Annotated in this window: 19 protein-coding genes; 7 read left to right on the forward strand and 12 right to left on the reverse strand. The window is 64.9% G+C overall.

All coding sequences use genetic code 11. The features are described 5' to 3' along the window. Nucleotides 1–21 precede the first annotated feature (21 nt). Nucleotides 22–1,242: a CaiB/BaiF CoA transferase family protein gene (locus VZC37_RS04555; protein WP_330431216.1), complete on the forward strand. Its 1,221-nt coding sequence runs from the start codon at nt 22–24 to the stop codon at nt 1,240–1,242. A gap of 58 nt (nt 1,243–1,300) precedes the next feature. Here VZC37_RS04555 and VZC37_RS04560 read toward each other — a convergent pair whose 3' ends face one another. The 8 genes from VZC37_RS04560 to VZC37_RS04595 all read right to left on the reverse strand — a co-directional run bounded on the left by VZC37_RS04560 (nt 1,301) and on the right by VZC37_RS04595 (nt 11,715). Further along, a complete protein-coding gene (locus VZC37_RS04560; RefSeq protein ID WP_330431217.1) occupies nt 1,301–2,560 on the reverse strand; it encodes an ABC transporter substrate-binding protein in 1,260 nt (419 codons plus the stop codon). Nucleotides 2,561–2,659: 99 nt separating this feature from the next. After that, nucleotides 2,660–3,376: an ABC transporter ATP-binding protein gene (locus VZC37_RS04565; RefSeq protein ID WP_330431218.1), complete on the reverse strand. Its 717-nt coding sequence runs from the start codon at nt 3,374–3,376 to the stop codon at nt 2,660–2,662. Next, nucleotides 3,373–6,159 (reverse strand): branched-chain amino acid ABC transporter permease/ATP-binding protein, encoded by a 2,787-nt coding sequence (locus VZC37_RS04570; RefSeq protein ID WP_330431219.1) that lies wholly within the window; start codon nt 6,157–6,159, stop codon nt 3,373–3,375. The genes VZC37_RS04565 and VZC37_RS04570 overlap by 4 nt, the downstream gene beginning before the upstream one ends. Before the next feature lie 230 nt (nt 6,160–6,389). Continuing rightward, the gene (locus VZC37_RS04575; protein ID WP_330431220.1) at nt 6,390–7,580 is read right to left on the reverse strand and encodes an acyl-CoA dehydrogenase family protein; all 1,191 of its coding nucleotides are present in this window, start codon (nt 7,578–7,580) and stop codon (nt 6,390–6,392) included. 18 nt (nt 7,581–7,598) lie between these two features. Continuing rightward, entirely contained in the window at nt 7,599–8,684 is a 1,086-nt protein-coding gene (locus VZC37_RS04580; RefSeq protein WP_330431221.1) for an acyl-CoA dehydrogenase family protein, read from the reverse strand. A gap of 1 nt (nt 8,685) precedes the next feature. Next, nucleotides 8,686–9,519 carry an amidohydrolase family protein gene (locus VZC37_RS04585; RefSeq protein ID WP_330431222.1) on the reverse strand — a complete coding sequence of 278 codons (834 nt, stop codon included), beginning with the start codon at nt 9,517–9,519 and terminating at the stop codon, nt 8,686–8,688. Between the two features lie 81 nt (nt 9,520–9,600). Beyond that, on the reverse strand, nt 9,601–10,806 hold the full coding sequence (locus tag VZC37_RS04590; protein ID WP_330431223.1) for an amidohydrolase family protein: 1,206 nt from the start codon (nt 10,804–10,806) through the stop codon (nt 9,601–9,603). A 69-nt stretch (nt 10,807–10,875) separates the two neighbouring features. After that, nucleotides 10,876–11,715 carry an enoyl-CoA hydratase gene (locus tag VZC37_RS04595; protein WP_330431224.1) on the reverse strand — a complete coding sequence of 280 codons (840 nt, stop codon included), beginning with the start codon at nt 11,713–11,715 and terminating at the stop codon, nt 10,876–10,878. 278 nt (nt 11,716–11,993) lie between these two features. Between VZC37_RS04595 and VZC37_RS04600 the strand changes: the two genes are divergently transcribed. The 5 genes from VZC37_RS04600 (at nt 11,994) to VZC37_RS04620 (ending at nt 16,975) form a co-directional block, all read left to right on the forward strand. After that, nucleotides 11,994–12,725, forward strand: coding sequence for a TetR/AcrR family transcriptional regulator (locus VZC37_RS04600; RefSeq protein WP_330431225.1), 732 nt, complete (start codon nt 11,994–11,996; stop codon nt 12,723–12,725). A gap of 53 nt (nt 12,726–12,778) precedes the next feature. After that, on the forward strand, nt 12,779–13,543 hold the full coding sequence (locus tag VZC37_RS04605) for an enoyl-CoA hydratase-related protein (RefSeq protein WP_330431226.1): 765 nt from the start codon (nt 12,779–12,781) through the stop codon (nt 13,541–13,543). A 122-nt stretch (nt 13,544–13,665) separates the two neighbouring features. Beyond that, nucleotides 13,666–15,354, forward strand: a complete 1,689-nt coding sequence (locus tag VZC37_RS04610; protein ID WP_330431227.1) for an acyl-CoA synthetase — start codon at nt 13,666–13,668, stop codon at nt 15,352–15,354. 42 nt (nt 15,355–15,396) lie between these two features. Then, nucleotides 15,397–15,825 (forward strand): Zn-ribbon domain-containing OB-fold protein, encoded by a 429-nt coding sequence (locus VZC37_RS04615; RefSeq protein ID WP_330431228.1) that lies wholly within the window; start codon nt 15,397–15,399, stop codon nt 15,823–15,825. 4 nt (nt 15,826–15,829) lie between these two features. After that, nucleotides 15,830–16,975 (forward strand): thiolase family protein, encoded by a 1,146-nt coding sequence (locus VZC37_RS04620; RefSeq protein ID WP_330431229.1) that lies wholly within the window; start codon nt 15,830–15,832, stop codon nt 16,973–16,975. A gap of 86 nt (nt 16,976–17,061) precedes the next feature. On the opposite strand, the gene VZC37_RS04625 is transcribed toward VZC37_RS04620, so the two are convergent. Then, nucleotides 17,062–18,267 (reverse strand): cytochrome P450, encoded by a 1,206-nt coding sequence (locus VZC37_RS04625; RefSeq protein WP_330431230.1) that lies wholly within the window; start codon nt 18,265–18,267, stop codon nt 17,062–17,064. Between the two features lie 168 nt (nt 18,268–18,435). Here VZC37_RS04625 and VZC37_RS04630 point away from each other — a divergent pair, with 168 nt between their 5' ends. Then, entirely contained in the window at nt 18,436–19,221 is a 786-nt protein-coding gene (locus VZC37_RS04630; protein WP_330431231.1) for a coniferyl-alcohol dehydrogenase, read from the forward strand. A gap of 79 nt (nt 19,222–19,300) precedes the next feature. On the opposite strand, the gene VZC37_RS04635 is transcribed toward VZC37_RS04630, so the two are convergent. From VZC37_RS04635 to VZC37_RS04645, 3 genes are all read right to left on the reverse strand, one after another. Beyond that, nucleotides 19,301–20,095 (reverse strand): SDR family NAD(P)-dependent oxidoreductase, encoded by a 795-nt coding sequence (locus VZC37_RS04635; protein WP_330431232.1) that lies wholly within the window; start codon nt 20,093–20,095, stop codon nt 19,301–19,303. Nucleotides 20,096–20,110: 15 nt separating this feature from the next. Beyond that, complete coding sequence (locus VZC37_RS04640; RefSeq protein WP_330431233.1) at nt 20,111–20,881, reverse strand: SDR family oxidoreductase; 771 nt, start codon at nt 20,879–20,881, stop codon at nt 20,111–20,113. A gap of 67 nt (nt 20,882–20,948) precedes the next feature. Then, nucleotides 20,949–21,710, reverse strand: coding sequence for a crotonase/enoyl-CoA hydratase family protein (locus VZC37_RS04645; protein ID WP_330431234.1), 762 nt, complete (start codon nt 21,708–21,710; stop codon nt 20,949–20,951). Nucleotides 21,711–21,719 lie beyond the last annotated feature (9 nt).

Genomic DNA, 21,719 nt, shown 5'->3' on the forward strand with positions numbered 1-21,719 from the left:
AACTTTGTGGAGGGAGCACCGATGCCCGAATTGCTCAGCGGTGTGGTCGTGGTAGAGCTGGCGTCATGGACGTATGTGCCCAGCGCAGGGGTGATTCTGCGCGACTGGGGCGCAGACGTCGTCAAGATCGAGGATACGAAAGGCGGCGATCCATGCCGCTACCTGACGGTCGGCGGCCTCGACCCTGCCGATTCGCGTGTCAAGGCCAACTTCATGATGGAGATCGGCAATCACGGCAAGCGCAGTATCGCCATGGACATCAAGACGGCAGAAGGCCTCGAGATCTTCGGCAAGCTGATCGCGAAGGCCGATGTCTTTCTGACCAACTGGCTGCCGGGACAACTCGATCGAGCGGGACTGTCGATCGAGAAGATCCGTTCCTACAACCCGGACGTGATCGTTGCGCGCGGAAGCGGGCAGGGTCCCCAGGGGCCGGACCGTGACAAAGGCGGGTTCGACGGCTCGTCGTACACCGCCCGTGCCGGCGTGGCCGCGGGTCTGTCACCCTCGAACGCCGACTTCCCGTTTGCGCAGAGCCCCGCATTCGGGGACCTGCAGGGCGGGAGCACTCTGGCCGGCGGCATCGCTGCGGCCTTGTTCGCACGCGAACGCACCGGGCGCCCCGCCGTCGTGGACGGATCGTTGCTGGCCCAAGGCATGTGGGCCATGGCCCCGGACATCTCGGCCGCCGACTACCACGGCATCGAGCGTATTCCACCCTATGCATTCGGTGAGGCGCCGAACCCGGCGGTCAACCGATACAAGACCCGCGACGGGCGGTGGGTTCAGCTCATGTTCCTCCAGGCGGACAGGTACTGGAAGGGTTTCTGCGAACGCATCGGGCGTCCGGAGCTGGGTGTCGACGAGCGGTTCACTCCGCTGGCCAACCTCACGCGCAACAGGGACGAGGCAACGAAGATCCTCCGTGAGATCTTTGCCGAACGCGATCTCGGGGAGTGGCAGAAGATTCTCGCCGACGAACCGGGTGTGTGGGAGACCATCCAGACTCCCGAGGAAGTACTCGACGACCCGCAGGCCGCCGCCAACGGATACCTCATGAGCGTCTCCGACCAAGACGGCAACATCTACCGGACCGTGCCCGCTCCGATCCAGTTCGACGGTGCGACTGCGAGCTCCGCCCGGTCACCGGAACACGGCGAACACACCGAGGAGATACTCTCCGAGCTCGGTATGAGTTGGGACGACATCATCGCCGCGAAGGTCTCGGGCGCCGTCCTCTGACGAAGATCGACCACAGCAGTCAGCCCCGGATCGATATCGATCCGGGGCTGACTGGCACCTACCTCAGGCCCCGGGGGGGCGTGAAGAGCGGTCCGATGTCGATGGTTTCCACATCGACGACCGTGCCGTCCTCCTCTGCGGTACCCAGCAGCGAGGCCTCGCTGCAGATGTTCGGTGCGATCGCGACCGGCCTGCTGCCACACTCGAATTCTCCGCCCGCCTTGAGCGGGAGGACCTTCGGCTCGGGCATCCCGGTCACCTGCGCGGCGACGGATCCACGATCGACTTCCCCCGTCATCCCCTCGAGCGCACGCTGGAAAGCGATCAGCGACTGGTACGCGGCCGCACCGTCCTCGGCCCCTTCGGCCCCGTACTTTGCAAGTACGGCTTCGAAGACCTTGGTCTCCTCGGCTTCCGGATCGAGCGAGCGCGACTGGCTCACCTTGATCCCCTCGTAACCGCCCGGGATCTGGGAAGCCACATCGCTGTTGCCGATGCACTGACTGACCGTGGTCACCGGGGCGTCGACGTTCAGCGTGCGCATCGCCTTGAATGCGGTGGCACAGAAGCTCTCGTTACCGAGCACGTGGAACATTCCGTCACCGTTGTCCAGAGCCGCCTGGATCTGCGGGGTCACGTCCGGAGTCCCCAGCGGCACGGCGATCAGATCCATCTCCACGCCCGCGTTGCCGAATGCCATCGGACCGATCGCCTTGATCGGTCCGGTCGCGATCGGTGCGTCCATGGTCAGGATGGCCACTTTGTCGATGCCGTTCTCCTTGGCGTAGTAAGCGGGAACGCCCACCAGCCCGGACAAACTGTTGTTCAGCACTGCTGTGTGCGGGGAGCCGAGAGTCGGCTGCCCCCCACCGGACGAGTCCAAGAAGAGCATGCCGGCCGGAGACGTGACCGCGGTGGTGGTATCCGGATTCGACGGGTCGCCGGAGATGACGGCCACTGCGTCGGACGCGACCGCCTCGTTCGCACATTCGCGGGCGAGACTGACCTGCGCCTTGTCCTCACAGACGGTCAATGCCAGCGGTCGACCGTTGATCCCGCCCAGATGGTCGTTGATGTAGGCGACGGTGGCCTCGGCCACCTTCGTCTCCTGCGTATAGGCGATGCCCTGCTCGCCGGTGGTCTGGAACACGATCGGGACCGGCTCCCCAGTGGCCTGATTGGTAGCGCCCAATACGGATTCGTCGGGCGTGGCGTCGGACGCCGAGTCGCCTTCGTCGGTGGAACATCCCGCGGCAACGAGCGCGACCGCGATTGCGGCACAGGGCAGCAGTGCCCATCGCCGGTGTGAAGCCTTCACGTCATGATCTCCTTGATGCTGAGTGGAATCGGCAGACGCCGAGGAATACGGCGCGAGCGGATCGGGCGGCGTGGACCATCGATCCGGGCAGGCCGGTGGTCAACTCGTTGCGTGCGCGGGCTCACCTCCGAAGTAGGCCTGGCGAAGTCGGTCCGGATACCGCCGCAGATCACGGGCAGACCCGCGTAGGGTGACCTCCCCATGAACCAGGACAAGCGCATCGTCGGCGACCTCCAGTGCGAGCCGCACGTGCTGCTCCACCAGAACGACCGTGGCGCCGCTGGTGTCGGCGATCCGACGAACCATCGGCAGTAGGGATTCCACGATCACCGGCGCCAGCCCCATGCTCAGCTCGTCGATCAACAGAACAGACGGCTTCTGCACGAGTGCCCGTGCGACGGCCAGCATCTGTTGCTCGCCACCGGACAGCGAACCGGCCGCCCCTTTCCAGCGGGCTTCGAGGGCGGGGAACAGTTCTTGTACGTCGGCATCGGACATCCCGCCACGCCGACGGGCGATCGAGACGTTGTCCGCAACCGTCAGTCCGGTGAACAACGCGCGGTTGTCAGGTACCAGAACGACACCTGACCTATTGGCGCGCAAAGGATTTCCGCTCGACAACGCATTCCCGTCGACAGCGACCTCGCCGCCGAGTCGCGGCAGCAAACCGGCAAGGGTCAGCATGAGCGTGGATTTTCCTGCGCCGTTGGGCCCCAGCACCGCGAGCACCGTACCGTCGGGGGCATCGATGTCGAGGTCGCGCACGACGGGCACCTTCGCACGTCCGGCAACCAGCCCGCGCACCGTGAGACTCATCCGATCACCCCTTCGGTCGTGACCGCCGGTCGTCGATGCGGACTCGCTTCCTCGGGAGGCGTGTCGTCGGTGTGGGCTCCGAGGTAGGCGTCGGCCACCGCCGAGTCCGCACGGATCTGCGCAGGGGTTCCACCGGCGAGAATCCGTCCGAAGTTCAGCACCTCGATGCGGTCGCAGATGGCGAGCACCAAACTCATGTCGTGCTCGACCAACAGAATGGTGACGCCGGTGTCCCGGATGCGCTCGAGTCGCTCCCCCAGCCACGCGCTCTCGACGGAATCCAGGCCACCGGCGGGTTCGTCGAGCATCAACACCCTCGGTCGACCGGCCAGAGCCCGCGCGATGGACACCAGTTGCCGTTGTCCCTGCGACAGTTCACCTGCCGGTATCTCGCCGACCTCGGCGAGTCCGACGGTCGCGAGGACCTCGTCCAGATCCGCCTCGTGTGCAAGGGCCGACACGCCCTGCCCGGAGAGTCCGACCAGGAGGTTCTCCCGCACACTGAGGTCTTCGTAGAGTTCGATCGCCTGGAAGGTGCGTCCGAGTCCCGCGCGGATGCGACGGTGCGACCGCTGTCCACCGAGATCGTCGCCGCCGAGTGTGATGACGCCGGACGAGCGAACAAACCCGCTGACCGCGTCGATGAGAGTGGTTTTGCCCGCTCCGTTGGGGCCGATCAGCCCGACGATCGCCCCCGAGGGCACCGAGATCGTCACGTCGTCCACCGCCACGACTCCGCCGTAGCGGACGGTGACGTTCTGCAGCGCCAGGACCGTCTCCCCCATCGTGGCAGGGCGCGGACCCCGCAGCTGCCCGGGTTCCGCGACCGCGGAGCCCATACCCCGTTCGGTCCCGTTGCGACGGCGCCTGCGGGCCATCGCGGCGTGCACCGGGCCGACGATCCCTTCAGGGTTGAACAAGACCATCACGACCAGCGCGAGACCCACGATCACCTGGTAATACTCAGTGCCGCCGAACAACTGATCGAGAACAAGATAGAAGACCGCGCCGGTACCGAGCAGCCCACTGAGGACGCCGCCCGAGATGGAGGTCACTCCGGCGAGGTAGACCGTCGCGAAGAATGTGACGCCGAGGATCACTGTGAACGGTTGGAATGACACGTTGGTCTGCTGGTAGGCGAACAAGCACCCACCCAGGCCGGCGATGAATGATCCGATCCCGAACGCCAGCAGCTTGATCCGCACCACGTCGACACCCGAGGCAGCGGCCGAACGCTCGTTGGCACGGACCGCCAGCATCTGTGTGCCCAGTTGACTCCGCCGCAGAAGCGCCACGCCGAGGCCGACGGCGACCACGACGACCAGGCACAGCAGACCGAACTGCACGCGCGGATAGGCGCCGCCCGAACCGATCCCCAGGTCGAGGCCGAACAGACCCGGCGCCGGGACGTCGACACCGGCGGCGCCGACAAACGCGTCGTTGCGAAACCAGATCGCCTCGATCGTGTAGGCCATGGTCAGTGTCACGACGGCCACGATCAACCCTCGGACGCGCAGCGCGGGAAGCCCGACGACCACACCGATCACGGTCGCGATGACAGCTGCGAGCAACGGGGCAAGAGGGAACGGCACACCCCAGTCCGCGGTGATCGGACCGACGAGGAACGCGCCGGCCCCAGCAATCGTCAACTGCGCGAGCGAAACCTGCCCGGCGTAACCGGTGACGACGACCTGGGACAAACCGATCACAGCCAGGATGAGACTGGTGATGACCGCTGCTCGCCAGTCCCCGTCGGCGACGGTCAGCACGACGATCACGAGCACGGAGGGGACCGCACAACCGAGCACGATCCGCCGCGGGGACGGTGCTGTACCCAATTCGGAGACGATCACCGAACCTCGCGACGGCAGCGGTCGCGCCCAGGCCACCAGAACCACCAGCACGATCACCAGCGGCACCAACTCGACGAGGCCCGTGGAGGGCAACCAATCGTAGACGCGGGGAAGATACGTCGCCTCGGACTGCAACATCCCGATCGCGAGTCCGGCACCCGCGGCGGCGAGAATCGACGAGAACCTGCCGATGATCGCCGCCGCCAGTGCCGGCACCACGAACAGCGTGTACGCCATCGGTGTGAGCGGCACGATCGGGGAGATCAGGATCCCGGCAAGCCCCGCCACGGCCGAGCCGATTATCCAGTTGGTCGCCGCGATTCGATCCGGTGACAGGCCGCTGACGAAGGCACCTTCCTCGGTCTCGGCGGAGGCTCTGGTGAGGAGACCGAAGCGGGTGAAGCGGTATGCCCCCGCCAAGGCGACGGCGATGACGGCGATGGTCAGCGCGAACAAAACCCGGTCCTGCGGGACTCGAATGGACCCGATTTCCCAGATGTCGACGGGAAATATGGCGTCGACGCCGACCGGATTGGCACCGACCTGTGCGGCGGTGGCCGCCGCGAAGAGGATCATCACACCGATCGAGGCCACCGCGCGCGCCACCGGTGGTGCCGTGCGTAGCGGGCGGAAGACGACCAGATACAGTGCCAGGCCGAGCAACCCACAGATGGCCACAGCTGCCACCGCGGCGATGACGAAGCCGGGATCGCCACCCAGGTCGATGGACTGGGGCAGCCCTGGTATCAACAGGACCAGTTCGCCCTCCCGCAGGAACGCGTAGATGTATGCGCCGGTCAGTGCGATCGAGCCCGTTGCGAAGTTGATGACCCCGGAGCTGCGGTAGACGATGACGAGCGCAAGAGCGAGTGCGGCGAACACGCCGCCCGCACCGAGGCCGAGTAGGAGGAACTGCAAATGATCGGACACAGGGTCGGACCCTTCGAGAGAAAGCGGACTACCGCGCATCGTCGACACCGGCGGGTGATCTAGATCACGGTAGATAGCACTGTATATCCAATAGTTGGTCATTCAGTAGCGTTTTCGCGAATGCATCGTTCTTGTCACGCACACCAACCGCCCGCCCTCGATGAGGCCCCGGACAGCGCGACGAGGCCCCACCGGAAGTGCCGGCAGGACCTCGTCGGGAGGGACGTCGCCTACTTCGTCTGCGCCACCCGTGCATAACTCGGACGACCGAGTCCGAGCGCGTGCTGGGCGATCATGTTCCGGAACACCTCGAGCGTGCCGCCGTAGATCCCGCACAGCGGCGCCCAGCGGAACAGATACTCACTCGCGCCGTCGTCGCCCGCACCCGGCGACTCGGTCGGCAGCACCGACGACGAGCCGACGATGTCCATGAGTTCCGGGGCGACGTCGCGCATCGTCTGCGCGATGGCGACGCGCCCGTACATGTTGGGCGTGGCCAACGCGGCCTCGACACGGGCCACGCTGTGTCCGAGGCGTTGCGACACCGAGCCGTCGTCGATCCGCCGCCGGCTGTCGGGGCCGGCGGCGGTCACCAGCTCGGCCACCTTGTCGATGGTGGTCGCCATGAACGAGCCCTGGTGCTGGAGGATCGAGACATCATCGAGCCCATCGGAGTTCGGTGCCGACACACCATGCTCGGTGTCCAGAGGGCCGCGCAGCACGGTCCACCCCTCGTTCACCTCACCGAGCCGATACGTGTCCGAGACCCGGACATTGCTGTAGTAGACGATGTTGGTCCGGTCGCCGTCTACCGTCCACAACGGCTGGATCTCGATCCCCGGGGAGTCGAGCGGCACCAGGAACATCGTCAGGCTCTTGTGCTTCTTCGCGTGAGGATCGGTGTTGGTGATGAGAAAGGTGTACTGGCAGTTGTGTGCTCCCGTGGTGAACATCTTGGAGCCGTTGATCACCCAGTCATCCCCCTCGCGCACCGCGCGTGTCTTACAGGTCGCCACGTCCGAACCTCCGTCCGGCTCGGTGTACCCGAGACAGAGACGCACCTCACCGGTGAACACCTTCGGCAGCACTTCGTCGCGCAGTTCCGCGGAGCCGTAGTTCTCGACCGATCGGGCCACGATCGACGTGGTGCCCCAGGTCACCCAAGGAACATGTGCCCGACGCCGCTCCAGCGCCCACAGACGCCTGCGGACACGGTCGAACCCTCCATCGTCCGCGGTCCGGTACTCGCGTTCCAGATATCCGGCCGCGCCCATCGCCAGGTGTACGGCCTCGTCGAAGTTGTCCCCGGTCTCCCTGTCCCGGCGACGGACATCGTCAGTGACATGGGAGTCGAGGAACCCCCTGATCTCGTCGAGGAAATCCTGTTCATCTGCGTTGAGCTCGACTCGTGAGAAGTCCATCTGTTCTGTTCCTCCCCTTCAGACCGCGGCTGCTTCGGCGAGTGCAGTGACCGGCTCGTCGCGTCGGACGACGCTTCTGGCCACGTGACTCGCTGTCGCGGCCGTGTCGCCTCCGGCAAGTGGCCAACCCCGGGCACGCACCAGGTAGGACGTCCCCGCCGCCTCCTTCGACACTCCGAGGCCGCCTTGGACATGCACCGCCATCGTGGCCGCCTTCGACGCCTCCTCGCTCATGAAGACGAAAGCGGCGCCGGCCAGCTCGGGCCGCACATCCGGTTCGTAGTCGAGAAACCAGGCCGCCTTGCGTGCCAGGGCCCGGCCTCCCTCCACGGAGATCGCCATGTTGGCGAGCGGGTGCGAGATCCCCTGCAACGCCGAGATGGCGACACCGAAGGTGTATCGATTCGTCGCGAACTCCGAAGCGATCCGCATCGTCTGCTCGACCAGACCGACGAGCGCCGACGCGGTGAGCAGACGCCACTCATCAGCTGCACGCTGGTACTCCGAGAGGGCCGCCGGTCCACTGCCGAGGATCACCCGATCGGCGACCGCCGAAGGTTCGATCCACGCCATCGGCAACCGGGCGAGGTTGTCCACCCTCGGAGGCTTCTCGGCGAGGAACAGCAAGACGACCTCGTCGCCCTCGCGCAGCACCACGGCGTCGGCGACCGCACCGGCGCCGATCAGTCGGGTACCGGAGTTGCGGTCGAGGTGCGCATCGAATCCGAGGATGGCCTTACCGGTCACGAAATCCTGCATCCGAGAGTCGTCCGAGGTGAGCGCTCCGAGCCGACCGAGGAGCCGGGCCGCGCTCACGTGATCGATCCACGGCACGGGGGCGAGCCACCGCCCGATCTCCTCGGCCACCAAGGTCAGATCGACCAAGGTCGCGCCGTCTCCGCCGACCTCTGTCGGCAGCGCCATCGTGGTGGCCCCGGTGTCACACAACCGCTCCCAGAGTTTCCCGTCCATCCCGGTCGCCTCGGCGGCCCGGACGACCTCGATGGTCGAGTACGTCGCGAAGAACTTCGCATAGGCGGTCTGCAGGTCGGCCTGATCGGCCGACAGGCTGTAGTCTTCCCTGCGCAATTCATAACGATCCATGTCACAGCTCCTGTTCGGTGAAGAAGAAGTCTTGAGCATTGCCGTAGAGGTAGTCGTCGAGGACGTCGTCGGGCAGGTCCAGCGCCTGCGCCTCGGGAACCACCCTTCGCTGGGCCAGCACCGGCCAATCGGACCCGAAGATGATCTTCTTCGGTCCGCGGGTGCGCATGTAATGCAACAGGCTCTCGGGCAGACGCTTCGGTGACCATGCCGATGTCATCAGCCGAAGGTTCGGGTACTTGAGCAATAACCGGACGGCGACGTCCCACCAGGGATCGGCGCCGTGGATCATGCAGAGCTTCAGTTCCGGGAACCGGACACAGACCCGGTCGAGGTGGATGGGGTTCTGCACCTCGCCGGGAATCGGCGGTCCCGGTATACCTGTGTTGACGCACAGCGGAAGGTCGAGTTCGGCGCATTTGGCGTAGAGCGGATAGTAGACGGCATCGGTGGGCGGATACTGCCCGTCGCCCCAGAAGCTGGGGCCGACGGCAGCGTAGGAGACCGGAAGATCATCGACGACTGCGGCCAACTCACGCAGCGACGCCACCGGACGCAGCAGGTTCACCCCACCCATGGCGAGCGAGAACCGTTCCGGACGCGCTTCGACGAACTTGCGGGCGGTGACCGAAGGTGAGGTCAGATTGTCCATCAGGATCGCCCGGCGAACGCCCTGCTCGTCCATCTCGTCGAGCAGTTCGGCCATGTCGACGGCTCCGAACATCGACTTGGCGCCCTTGAAGTAGTTGTCTCGCACTGCGAGCATCCACCCTGGTTGTTGCTCCGTCTCGCCGAAGTGGACGTTGACAAGACAGTCGATCACTTTGCGCGGCATGTACACTCCGATTCTCTGCGAACGCCGGGCGAGTCGTACCCGGCCGGCCCCGTCCTCCGGCCGGATACGGGTGGGTGGATGTCAGCGGGCCGAGTGCACCGATACTCCCAAAAGGTCGAGCGCGTTCTCGCGCATGACCTTTCGGATCTCGGCATCACTACTGAGGCCGGCGAGGTCCTTGACGTAGGAGGTGGGGTCCTCGAGACCTTCACCATGCGGCCAGTCCGATCCGAACAGGATGCGATCGGTGCCGATGGTGTTCGCGAGATGCTTCACGTCCTCCTCGTAGTAGGGCGCGATCCACACATGCTCCTTGAGTTCGTCGACCGGGTTGTCGGCGAAGGACTTCGGGTACTGGTTGGCGAGCTTGTGCAGACGTTTGATGAGACGGTGAACCCACTCGGAACCGTTCTCGATGCTCGCCACCCGCAGCTTCGGGTGCCGGACGAACACCCCGTGGACGATCAATGAGGCGATGGTGTCGTGTATTGCCCGGTCGTCGACGACGACCTTGTCGAACGGGTCGGTCGTCCCGAAACCCTCGAAGTTCTCTTTACCGCCCCACATCGCCGCGATCTGCAGATAGCCGCTGTCACCGAGATGGAAGGCGACAGGGACGCCGGCTTCGGCCAGCCGTGCCCACACGGGGTCGTGACTCGGATGGCCCAGCGAGCGCGGCTTGGAGGTTCCGGGCACAGGTGCCGGTCGCATGTGGACGAGCTTCGCACCCCGACCGAGAACGAAGTCCACCTCGGCGAGCGCCGCTTCGGGATCGGCCAGCGAGATCATCGGGGCGGTGTAGATCCTGTGGTCCGGACGATCGAAACCCCAGTCCTCGTCGAGCCAGAGGTTGAACGCGTGCAGCGAGGCCATCGTGGCCGGGATGTCCTTCTTCAGCGCCTCTTCCACTCCGCACCCGAATGTCGGGAACATGAAGATCGACTCGAGTTCCTGGTTCTCGAGCACCTTGATGCGGGCATCGCGGTTCTGATACTCGGGCCTGAGCCCAAGTTCTTCGACCTTCATCAACGACGCCGGGTCGACTCCGTCAGGGATCTGACCGCGGAACATCAGATCGAGGCAGCCGGGCTCTATGATCGGATCGAACGTCGGATTAGGGATGAACCGGTTGACCCGCTCCCCCATGACGGCCACGGTGTGCTTGCCGTCCCGCAGCATCCGGACACCCCGTTGCCGGAACTCCTTGGGGAGGTGTCGGGTGAACGCATCAAGCGATTCGTAGTAGTGATTGTCGACGTCAATCGAGAGATATCCGAGTTCGTTCATGGTGTCCTCCGGTGGGCGGATCGTCTGCGGTCGGTGGGTGGATGTGGTCAGCGCCGTCGCCGTCAGCACTCACGCCAACGGCGGGAACCGGGGGGGCCGCTTCTCGAGGAACGCGGTGATCCCTTCGATCACATCGGGCCGGGCCAAAGACTCGGCCATGAGTTCCTCCGCACGCGCGGTCGCCTCGTCCATCCCTCCCTCCGCGTCGATGGTGAGCTGAGCCTTGATCTGCGCCAACGAAGCCGGCGAACAGTTCGCGGCGAGGCCCTCGGCATAGGACACCGCTTGGGCCAGAAGATCTTCCGAGGCAACCACCCCTGTGACGAGACCGAGATCGCGCGCCTCCTCGGCCCGAAAAGTGCGTCCACTCAACAGCAACTCGCGTGCCACGCCCGGACCCGCGACCCGGGGCAGGATCCAGGAGATCCCGTGCTCGGCGATCAGGCCCCGGCGCGCGAACGGCGCCGCGAACTTGGTTCCGGCGGCGGCGAATCGTACGTCGCACATCAGTGCATGTGTGAATCCGATCCCCACACAGGCACCGTTGATGGCCGCGATCACAGGCTTGCGGAGGTCCATCAGGAAGTGGGGCGGCCGGTCACCGATCACCGCGCCGACGTCGACCGGGTCTCCATCGGCCAGCGTGTTCGCTCCGCTCACCGACCCCATGTCTGCGCCGGCACAGAAGGCTCGACCGCGTCCGGTGATCACGATGGCGCGGACGTCAGGATTCGCATCGGCACGGTCGATGCGAACGTAGAACTCGGTGGCGATGTCGGCCGCCCAGGTGTTGAGCCGCTCCGGGCGGTTGAGTGACAGTACTGCGACGCCACCGGAGGTGATCTCACAGAGAACCGCGCTATCGTCGACCTCTCCCACACGGGCGGTCTCGCCCTCCGCAAGACTCACCGCGGCTCCTGTCCGGCGGGTGCGGACGTGTTCATCGGCTGCACCTCCCTCGCTGCGAAATCGGGACGTTGATACGTCTACTGTATACCTATCGGTAGAGCGTTCTGCAACAGATTCGGCCGCTCCCACAACCGAGAGATCACGGTTTCGGCATGTGCGTTTACGGTATTGGTTACCGTAATAGTCCCGGCTTGGACCGGACGGATATGGACGTCGCCGATGCAGATCCTGCTGCAGCCAAAGCGCCTGGCGGCGGCAGGCCGACGAGAGGTGAGACGATGGCCAAGAAGGTCGCAGGGCGTAAACGGCAGCGGCGCGAACGGGGGTCGATCGATCCCGACGACATCATCGCCGGCGCCTTCGAACTCGCCGAGCAGGTCTCGGTGGACAACCTGAGCATGCCGGTGCTGGGCAAGTACCTCGGCGTCGGGGTCACCAGCATCTACTGGTACTTCCGCAAGAAGGACGACCTCCTGAACGCGATGACCGATCGTGCGCTACGCGAGTATCTGTTGGCGGTACCGATTACCGAGTCCGACCACTGGCGAGAATCCCTCACACAGTACGCCCGGACGATGCGGCAAACATTCCTGCGGAATCCGATTCTGGTGGACCTGATATTGATCCGAGCCACGCTGAGCCCACGGTATTCCGAGCTCGGAGCGAAACACATCGAGGGGCTGGTCGCACGGCTCGTCGATGCCGGCCTCACCGTGGACGACGCGTTCGCGACGTTTTCCGCCCTGCAGTTGCATCTCCATGGCTCGATCGTGCTGACCCGGCTCCACGAGAAGGGCAAGGCGGCCGATCCCGCGGCTCGCACGTACTACGAAGACCTCACCATCTCACCGGAATCGACACCCATTCTCGCCGAGGCGGCGGCGCTCGGGTATACGGGCGGGGCACCCGATGACCACAACTTCGAGTTCGGGATGAAGTGCATTCTGGATCACGCCGAACGACTGATCGGGCCGTCGGCGGTGACAAGGACACCGCGCGGGGCGGCGTGACATCCCCGCACCGGCGATTGGTCATCCGAAGCACCTGACATCTTGGAGACCCCGTGTCCGTACTCGTAGACCAACATTCCGCGGTCCTCACCGTCACACTGAATCGCCCCGACCGTCACAACACGCTCGACGGCGCGGCCATGGGAGCCCTCGGCCGGGTGTTCACCGAGGCCGAGTTCGACGATGGCGTCGCAGCAATCGTGCTCACCGCTGCAGGCGAGAAGTCCTTCTGCGCGGGAATGGATCTGCGCGCCTTCGCCGAGCGAGGAACGACCCCACGCCAGCAGGACGGACCAGGGCTCGATGTCCTCCTGTCACGCGACTATCCCAAGCCCGTGGTGGCTGCGGTCAACGGCAGGGCCCTGGGGGTGGGTTTCGAGCTGGTACTGGCGAGCGACCTGGTGGTCGCCGCCGACCACGCGACCTTTGCCCTTCCCGAGGTCCGGCGCGGCCTGGTCGCGGCGGGCGGTGGGATCACCCGATTGCCCACCCGCATCCCGATGGCGATCGCTCTGGAGATGGGGTTGACCGGAGCGTCGATCGACGCAGCTCGGGCGTTCGAACTGGGTCTGGTCAACCGGATCACGCCCGGGCCCGCCGCGATCTCCGAAGCGGAGCGTCTGGCTGCCGCGGTCGCTGCGAATGCCCCTCTCGCCGTGCGTTTCACCAAGAAGTACATGCGCCGGTCCGGCGCTGCCGACACGCTGCACAGCGATATCGACCGGACCGAACTCGAGAATCTCCTCACGAGTGAGGACGCTCACGAGGGCGCTACAGCCTTCGCCGAGCGACGGCCACCGGTGTGGTCAGGGCGGTGACCCACCGCTCCAGCACCGCCAGAAGTTCCCTCCAAACACTATCGAAAGTCTTGCCGAATTACTTACAGTTACTATGACCGCATGAACGTGCAAAGCTGATGACCACAGTCCGAGGAGCAGACGTGCCCGAGCCCACACCCACCACTCCGACAGCCACTGCGACCCGCGAATTCACGGTTCCCGAGGTGGCCGACGCAGTCGCCGCGGCGGCTCCTGACCGCGAGCTCGTCATCTTCCGCGATCGGCACCTGACCGTCGGTCAAGTCGCGGACCGTTCCAAGCGCGTGGCCGCGTATCTGCACAGCAAGGGGCTCGGCGCTCACACCGAACGGGCGGATCTGGCCGGCCATGAGGTCGGACAGGACCTTCTCGGTATCTACGCCCACAACGGCAACGAGTACATCGAGACCATGCTCGGTGCGTTCCGCGCCCGTGTCGCGCCATTCAATGTCAACTACCGGTATGTCAAGAGCGAACTGGTGTACCTACTGTCGGACTCCGGCGCGACGGCGTTGGTGTACCACGCAGCCTTCGCACCACAACTCGCGGAGGTGTTGCCCGAGCTCCCAGATCTGCGGGTGCTGATCCAGATCGCCGACGATTCCGGCAATCCGCTTCTCGACGGTGCCGTCGACTACGAAGAGGTCATCGCGACAACCACACCGGATCCCCTGCCGGTCACACCGTCTCCCGACGACCTGTACGTGCTTTACACCGGCGGAACCACGGGGATGCCCAAGGGCGTGCTGTGGCGCCAGCACGACATCTACATGGCAGGCGGCGGCGGTCGTGACGTCTACACCGGAGAGGTGACGACCTCGCTCGAACAGGTGACCGCACGGGTGAAAGACGGTGGCGGACTGAAGGTCTTTGTCCTACCGCCGCTCATCCACGGCGCTGCGCAATGGGCGATCATGATCGCGTTGACCTCCGGGCAGACGGTGGTGCTGTCACCGGTTGCCGATCGCCTCGACGCAGTCGCGGTCGCCGAGACCGTCGAGCGGGAGAAGCCGATGGTGTTGATGCTCGTCGGCGACGCGATCGCTCGGCCCCTGCTCGCCGAGTTCGAGCGTGGCGGACACGACATCTCGTCCATTGCAGTCATTGCCAACGGCGGAGCGGTCCTGTCTCCCTCGGTAAAAGAGCGGCTGCTCGCGATCCTGCCGAACGCCATCGTCATCGACGGGGTCGGGTCGTCGGAAACCGGCGCCCAGATGACGCACATCTCGACGACGGGTGCGGTGTCGACGGGCACCTTCAACCCCGGTTCCAACACCTGCGTCCTCACCGAGGACCTCGATACCGTGGCCGAACCCGGACATGATGACCTCGGATGGCTCGCGCAACGGGGATTCGTACCCCTCGGGTACAAAGGCGACCCGGACAAGACCGCGCGGACCTTCCCGGTCGTGGCCGGAGAGCGGTTCTCATTACCCGGCGACCGCGCACAACACCTCGCGGACGGCGCCATCCATCTCTTCGGCCGGGACTCGGTGACGATCAACTCAGGTGGGGAGAAGATCTTCGTCGAGGAAGTGGAGATGGCGCTCGCATCGCACCCCGCCGTCGGCGATGTGCTGGTCGCCGGTCGGCCGAGCGAGACATGGGGCGAGGCGGTGGTGGCGATCGTCGAGTTGGCCGACGGAGCCGCGGCGACGGCAGAGCAACTCATCGACCATGCCGCCCAATCGATTGCGCGTTACAAGCTCCCCAAGACCGTTCTGTTCCGCCCCGCCATCCAACGGAGTCCGGTCGGCAAGGCGGACTACCGCTGGGCACGCGAACAGGCTGCCGGTTCGGGTACCGACTGAGCGACCGGCGGAGCAGGAATCCACAACCGTGAGGAAGAACAGATGCAACGAATGATCGCGCCAGAGATCGCGACCTGGCCAGAGACCGACCCGCACCTACTCGGCAGCGTCTGCAGTAGCTGCAGCGCAACAGTTTTCCCGGTACAGGACCTCTGCCCGCGGTGCAGCCGGCCGGACATGAACGATGTCGAACTGCCACGTCGGGGAACCGTCGTCGCGTGGACGACCCAGGGCTTCCTCCCCGGTGCGCCGTACCTGGGTGACGAGTCCCCCAAGACCTTCACCCCATTCGGGGTGGGTCTCGTGCAACTCGGCGACATCATCCGGGTCGAGGCGCGTCTCACCGAGAACGACCCGGCCAAGCTGAAGTTCGGGATGGACGTCGAGCTCACGATGATCCCTCTCGGTACCGATCCCGAAGGCCATGAGGTTCTCACCTTCGCCTTCCAGCCAGTCGACGCACAGGAGTGAGCTCATGAACGACGTAGCCATCATCGGAGTCGGAATCCACCCGTTCGGCCGGTTCGAGGGCAAGACCGCCATGCAGATGGGGACCGATGCCATTCGCGCCGCACTCGCCGATGCCGGACTCGAATGGAAGGAGATCCAGTTCGCAGTCGGCGGTAGCTGGGAGGTCGCCAACCCGGACGCGATCGTCGGTCTGATGGGGCTGACAGGTATCCCGTTCACGAACGTCTTCAACGCCTGCGCCACCGGGGCAAGCGTCACCGAGACGTGCGCTGACTCGATCCGTTTGGGCAAGCATGACATCGGGATCGCAATCGGCCTCGACAAGCACCCACGGGGCGCCTTCACCGTCGATCCGACCCTCGTCGGCATGCCCAAATGGTATGGCGAGAACGGCCAGTACCTGACGACCCAGTTCTTCGGCATGAAAGCCAATCGTTACCTCAACGACCACGACATCTCGCGGGAGACACTGGCGAAAGTTGCCGCCAAGAACTATCGCAACGGGGCACTGAACCCGAATGCGTTCCGCCGCAAGCCGTTATCCGAACAGGAAATCCTCGACGCCCCGATACTCAATTACCCGTTGACCCACTACATGTTCTGCGCGCCGGACGAGGGCGCTGCCGCGGTGATCATGTGCCGAGCCGACATCGCCCACCGGTTCACGTCGAAGCCCGTCTACGTGCGTGCAGTGGAGGTCCGGACACGGACGTATGGGGCGTACGAGGTGAATACCACATTCGCGCCGGTCGACGAGGTCGCGTCCCCCTCCGTGTTCGCCTCGCGAGCCGCATTCGAATCGGCAGGGGTCTCACCGGAGGAGATCGACGTCATCCAGCTCCAGGACACCGACGCCGGTGCCGAGGTCATCCACATGGCCGAAGCCGGTTTCTGCGCCGACGGCGACCAGGAGAAGCTGATCGCCGACGGCGCGACCGAGATCGGGGGATCCATGCCGGTCAACACAGATGGTGGCCTGATCGCCAACGGCGAGCCCATCGGCGCCTCCGGTCTACGACAGCTGCACGAACTCGTACACCAGCTTCGTGGTACCGCCGGAGATCGCCAGGTCGCGGGCGAGCCGAAGGCCGGTTTCGCTCTGCTGTACGGCGCCCCGGGCACGGCCGGGGCAACCGTCGTCACAACCTGACCCCTTGCACACGGAGCCCCACCGGGGTCCACAGAGGGCAGCCGGTACGTCGGCTGCCCTCTGTTGTTGCGTTCTTCTCTTCTGGCCTACCGTCGAACTCTCACCGGCACATGCTCGTAGCCGGCCACATTCTGCATGTTCACCCGGGTGCAGTTCTCGACATCCACCTCGAACTCCGGCATGAAGTCGAGGATTCGGTCGAGCGCGATCGCGCTCTCCATGCGCGCCAGCGCTGCACCGAGGCAGCTGTGGATGCCGAGACCGAATGCGAGGTTCTGCGCCTCCGACCTGTCGCGGTCGATGTCGAAAGTGTCGGCATCGGTGAAGGCTTCCGGGTCGCGGTTGGCCGAGCCCAGCATGAGGAACACCGGTTTACCCGCCGGAATCGTCACGCCGTGCAGCGTGACCTCTTTCATCGAGTACCGGACGTTGTATTGGTTCGGCGACTCGAACCGGAGCAGTTCCTCGACCGCGTCGGGGATCTTGCCGCGGTCCTCCTGCAACTTCTTCCACTGATCCGGGAAGCGCGCGAAGGTCACCGGCGCACCGCCGATCAGCTTGGCCACGGTCTCGGCACCCGCGCCTCCCAACAGGGAGGCGAACATAGCGATCTCCATGTTGCTCAACGTCGGCGGCTCGTCGTCATCGCGTTCGATCTCCGCCTGGGTCAGCTTGCTGATCATGTCGTCGACCGGGTCCTTGCGCCGCAGGGCGGTCAGACCATAGTAGAAGCGCGCGAGTTCGACGACCGCGTTATACCCGACGTCGGACATCTCCATCTGTCCCACCTCGCGTTGGAGCAGATCATCGGTCCACAACCGGACCTGTGTGCGCGACTCCTCCGGTACGCCCAGCATGCGCGAGATGATCTCGATCGGGAACAGCGCGGAGAAGTCCGCGACCATGTCGAAACCATCCGGGTTCACCTGTGCCAGAAAGCGGTCGATCTGCTCGGCTGCCATGTCGTGCAACTCGGCGATGGCTCGGGGCGTGAACACCTTGCTCACCAGCCTGCGCATGTGGCGGTGCTCCGGCGGGTCGAGGACAATGATCGATTTGTGCGGTGGGATCTGACCCTCTCGCACCGTCGCGAGGTCGATCCCGCGTGCCGAGGAGTACGTGTCGAAGTCGCGATACGCGGGAGCGACGTCCTCGTGCCGGCTCAGGGCGTAGAAGTCGTACTCCTCGCTGTAATAGACCGGAGCCTCCTCCCGCATGCGACGGTAGATGTCGTAAGGACCGTCGAAGAACTCCCGCGAGAACGGGTCGAACACCAGCTTCGTGTTGGTCACTGCATCCTCCTGTTGGCGCCCTTGCCGATAGGACGGCCGCGGAACTTACTGTAAGCCATACTATAGTGCATACTCGATGGTTGTCGAAACAGTCGGCAGTCCCATACAGTCGGATTCACCGTAACGTCCATCACCCCTTCATCCGGTCCACGAGTAGACGGAGAGATCATGAAATCAGCGCAACGCAAGGTCATCGTCGTAGGAGCAGGCTCCGGCATCGGGGCAGCCACTGCGGCGAGGTTCCACGACAGGGGCGATCACGTCTTGGCTGTCGACATCAAGCCAAATCAGACTCCGGCAACCGAACATCGCCAGGTCGACCTCCGCGACGCGGAATCGATCCGCGAACTTGTCGACTCGATCGGTTCCGGCTGGGACGTGCTGGCCCATGTGGCGGGGGTTCCGGGCACCGCGGCCGACGCCGACGTGCTGCGGATCAACTACCTCGGAATGCGACTGATGGCCGAAGGCGTGTTGCCTCTGTTCAATCCGGGCGGCGCCATCGTCGCTGTCGCATCGACGGCGGGAATGGGCTGGGTACAACGTCTCGCCGACCTGGAGGGCCTGCTCGCCGCCACCGACGCCGAAGCCGTGGACAGCTGGCTGGCCGGCCAAGAGCCTGGATATCCCGTGTACAACACGTCGAAAGAAGCGGTGCTGATCTACACCAAGCGACTCTCGGGTCCGGCGTGGACGAAGTACGGGGTCCGCGTGAACACCGTCAGCCCAGGCCCCGTGGAGACCCCGATTCTCACCGATTTCGAGAAATCGATGGGCAAGGACACGCTCGAGATGGTGCGCGCCGCCGTCGGGCGACACGGCAAGGTCGACGACATCGTGCCCGCCATCGAGTTCCTCGGCTCGCCCGAAGCCCGCTGGATGAACGGGCAGAATCTCGAAGTGGACGGGGGATTCCTCGCCTCCATGGTCGCAGGTCCGCCGATCCAACTCTGATCCCTGCAACGAGTGTCCGCCGACTTCCCATAGTGGGTATGGTCGACGGATTCGTGGGTGAGGTCGGCAGGGCGCCGGATCAGGTGAAGTCGGAGCCACCGTCGACGTTGATGTTGGCCCCGGTCATGTACGAGTTGCGACGAGACGCCAGGAACGCGACCACCGGACCGATCTCCTCCGGCAGACCTGCCCGTGGGAGATGTGCAGGATGACCGAAATGTTCAGTGATCGCCGACATCAACGCGTACGGATCTGCGGTGTCCACGCCCACCGAACGTGCCCAGGCGATCAGGGAGTCCGACGCCACGCTGCCCGGTGACACCACGTTCACCATGATCTCGTCCGCAGCGAGTTGCAGCGACAAGTTCTTCGAGAGGCTCGTGACCATCGACTTGGCGGCGGTATAGGCAGCGAGGGACACCGTTTGTCGCTGTGTTGAACTCGCCGAGAAGTTGACGATCCTGGCCCACCCGGCCTTGCGCAGCAACGGGAGCGCGGCACGGACGCAGTGGACGATGCCGAGTACACCGTCCTCGAAGGCGACCCTCCACTGGTCATCGGTGAGATCCTCGACGGTCCCTCGCACGTCGGGGCCGACGGCATTCACCAGGACATTCACTTCACCCCACCGAGAGCGGAGGTCGGCGAACACCTCTGCCACCTGGGCATCGTCGCGGACGTCCACTTGGTGCCCGACCGGATCCGGACTGCCGCGACGACCGAGGTCATCCACCGTCTCGTCGAGATCTCGTCGCGTCCGGGCCAGGACCGCGACGCGTGCACCGTCGTCTGCGAAGCAACGGGCGGCGGCGCGGCCCATGCCTCGACCACCGCCCGCCACGACCACCGCGGCTCCGGCCAGTCCCAGATCCATCTGCGGCTGCGCCTTTCAGCGCGGTGCGAAGCGCTGGGCGCCATCGATCCGGACGACTTCACCGTTCATGTAGGTGTTCTCGAGCAGATACTGGGCCAGGCCCGCGAACTCATCCGGGCTACCGAGACGTTTCGGGAACGGGATGTTGGCCGCGAACTTGTCCAGGGCCTCGTCCCCGAGCATCTCCAGGAGTGGAGTGCGCATGGTGCCGGGGGCAATGCTATTGAGGCGGATGGCAACCGAGCTGAGGTCACGCGCCCCGGTCAGCGTCAATGAGATGACACCGCCCTTGGCCGCCGAGTACGCGGATTGCCCCATCTGGCCCTCGTAGCCGGCGATCGAACTCGTCATCACTATCGCACCACGTTCCCCGTTCGCCTTCTTGTCCTGCGCGGCCAGCTTTGCCGCGGTCAGTCGGAGCACGTTGAACGTGCCGACGAGATAGAGCGAGAGGGTGTCGGTGAATCCCTTGCTGGTGTGGGGGGTGCCATCCCGGTTGACGACCTTCTCCAGTACGCCGGTCCCCCCGTGGGCGATAACGGCATACCGAAGAGTGCCCAGCTCATCGGCTTTGGCGAGGGCGGCATTCACCGAGTCGTCGTCGAGAACATCGGTGCGCACATACACGGCCTTGTTACCCAACTCATCGGCCAGTTTCTGCGCCGGTGCGTCATTCACGTCGGCGATGACGACTGCAGCCCCCTCGGCATGCAACTTGCGAACGGTCGCGGCTCCCAGCCCTCCGGCACCACCGGTGACCAGAACGACTTCACCCTCAAATGACATTGATCTCTCCTCAGCAGGATGGTGATACTCGAATATGTCCACTCACACTCAGCCCCGTGGACGCCGGTCAGGTACCGCTCCAATTGGGCCTGCGCTTCTCTGCGAAGGCGGCTGCACCTTCCTGTGCATCCTTGGACGCGAAGACCGGCACGATCGTCTCGATCAGCTTCTGCCACTTCTCGTCTTCGCTCCAGCTCCGCGACTTCGCGATGACCTCCTTGGTCGCGGCGATGGCCAGCGGACCGTTCTCGGTGATCCGTTCGGCCAGCGCGATCGCCCCGTCCAGAGCATCGCCATCCTCGGTGAGTACATTGATGAGGCCATAACGCTCACCCTGGTCGGCGGTGAACCTATCACCCGTCAACGCGAGTTCGAGCGCCTTCTGATACGGAATCCGTTCGGGCAGACGGAACAAGCCACCCGCTCCGGCCACCAGACCCCGCTTCACCTCGGGGATGCCGAACTTCGCCGAGCGTCCGGCAACGATCAGGTCGGCCGCGAGGACCATCTCGGTACCACCCGCCAGCGCGTACCCCTCGACAGCGGCGATGATCGGCTTCACCGGTGGCCGTTCGGTGAATCCCATCCCCCGGCCTTCGATCGCGACCACCTCACCGGCCGCAAACGCCTTCAAATCCATCCCGGCACTGAAGTTTCCACCGGAGCCGGTGATGATCCCGACCGACAGGCCCGGATCCTCGTCCAGTTGGTCGACGGCGTCGGCGATGGCCTGGCTGGCGGCACGGTTGATGGCATTCCGCGCCTGCGGCCGGTTGATGGTGATGATCAGGATGCGCCCACGGCGCTCGAGTTCCACCTCGTCGGACATGATTTCCTC

This window comes from Gordonia sesuvii (assembly GCF_036350415.1).
In the GTDB taxonomy this organism is placed as follows: Bacteria; Actinomycetota; Actinomycetes; order Mycobacteriales; family Mycobacteriaceae; genus Gordonia; species Gordonia sesuvii.

Excerpts from the sequence above, each read along its gene's own strand:
- VZC37_RS04600 (WP_330431225.1), top strand. The coding sequence starts at position 11,994 with ATGGCCAAGAAGGTCGCAGGGCGTAAACGGCAGCGGCGCGAACGGGGG.
- VZC37_RS04555 (WP_330431216.1), top strand. The coding sequence starts at position 22 with ATGCCCGAATTGCTCAGCGGTGTGGTCGTGGTAGAGCTGGCGTCATGG.
- VZC37_RS04580 (WP_330431221.1), bottom strand. The coding sequence starts at position 8,684 with ATGGATCGTTATGAATTGCGCAGGGAAGACTACAGCCTGTCGGCCGAT.
- VZC37_RS04615 (WP_330431228.1), top strand. The coding sequence starts at position 15,397 with ATGCAACGAATGATCGCGCCAGAGATCGCGACCTGGCCAGAGACCGAC.
- VZC37_RS04565 (WP_330431218.1), bottom strand. The coding sequence starts at position 3,376 with ATGAGTCTCACGGTGCGCGGGCTGGTTGCCGGACGTGCGAAGGTGCCC.
- VZC37_RS04635 (WP_330431232.1), bottom strand. The coding sequence starts at position 20,095 with ATGGATCTGGGACTGGCCGGAGCCGCGGTGGTCGTGGCGGGCGGTGGT.
- VZC37_RS04630 (WP_330431231.1), top strand. The coding sequence starts at position 18,436 with ATGAAATCAGCGCAACGCAAGGTCATCGTCGTAGGAGCAGGCTCCGGC.
- VZC37_RS04645 (WP_330431234.1), bottom strand. The coding sequence starts at position 21,710 with ATGTCCGACGAGGTGGAACTCGAGCGCCGTGGGCGCATCCTGATCATC.
- VZC37_RS04620 (WP_330431229.1), top strand. The coding sequence starts at position 15,830 with ATGAACGACGTAGCCATCATCGGAGTCGGAATCCACCCGTTCGGCCGG.
- VZC37_RS04575 (WP_330431220.1), bottom strand. The coding sequence starts at position 7,580 with ATGGACTTCTCACGAGTCGAGCTCAACGCAGATGAACAGGATTTCCTC.
- VZC37_RS04585 (WP_330431222.1), bottom strand. The coding sequence starts at position 9,519 with ATGCCGCGCAAAGTGATCGACTGTCTTGTCAACGTCCACTTCGGCGAG.
- VZC37_RS04590 (WP_330431223.1), bottom strand. The coding sequence starts at position 10,806 with ATGAACGAACTCGGATATCTCTCGATTGACGTCGACAATCACTACTAC.
- VZC37_RS04640 (WP_330431233.1), bottom strand. The coding sequence starts at position 20,881 with ATGTCATTTGAGGGTGAAGTCGTTCTGGTCACCGGTGGTGCCGGAGGG.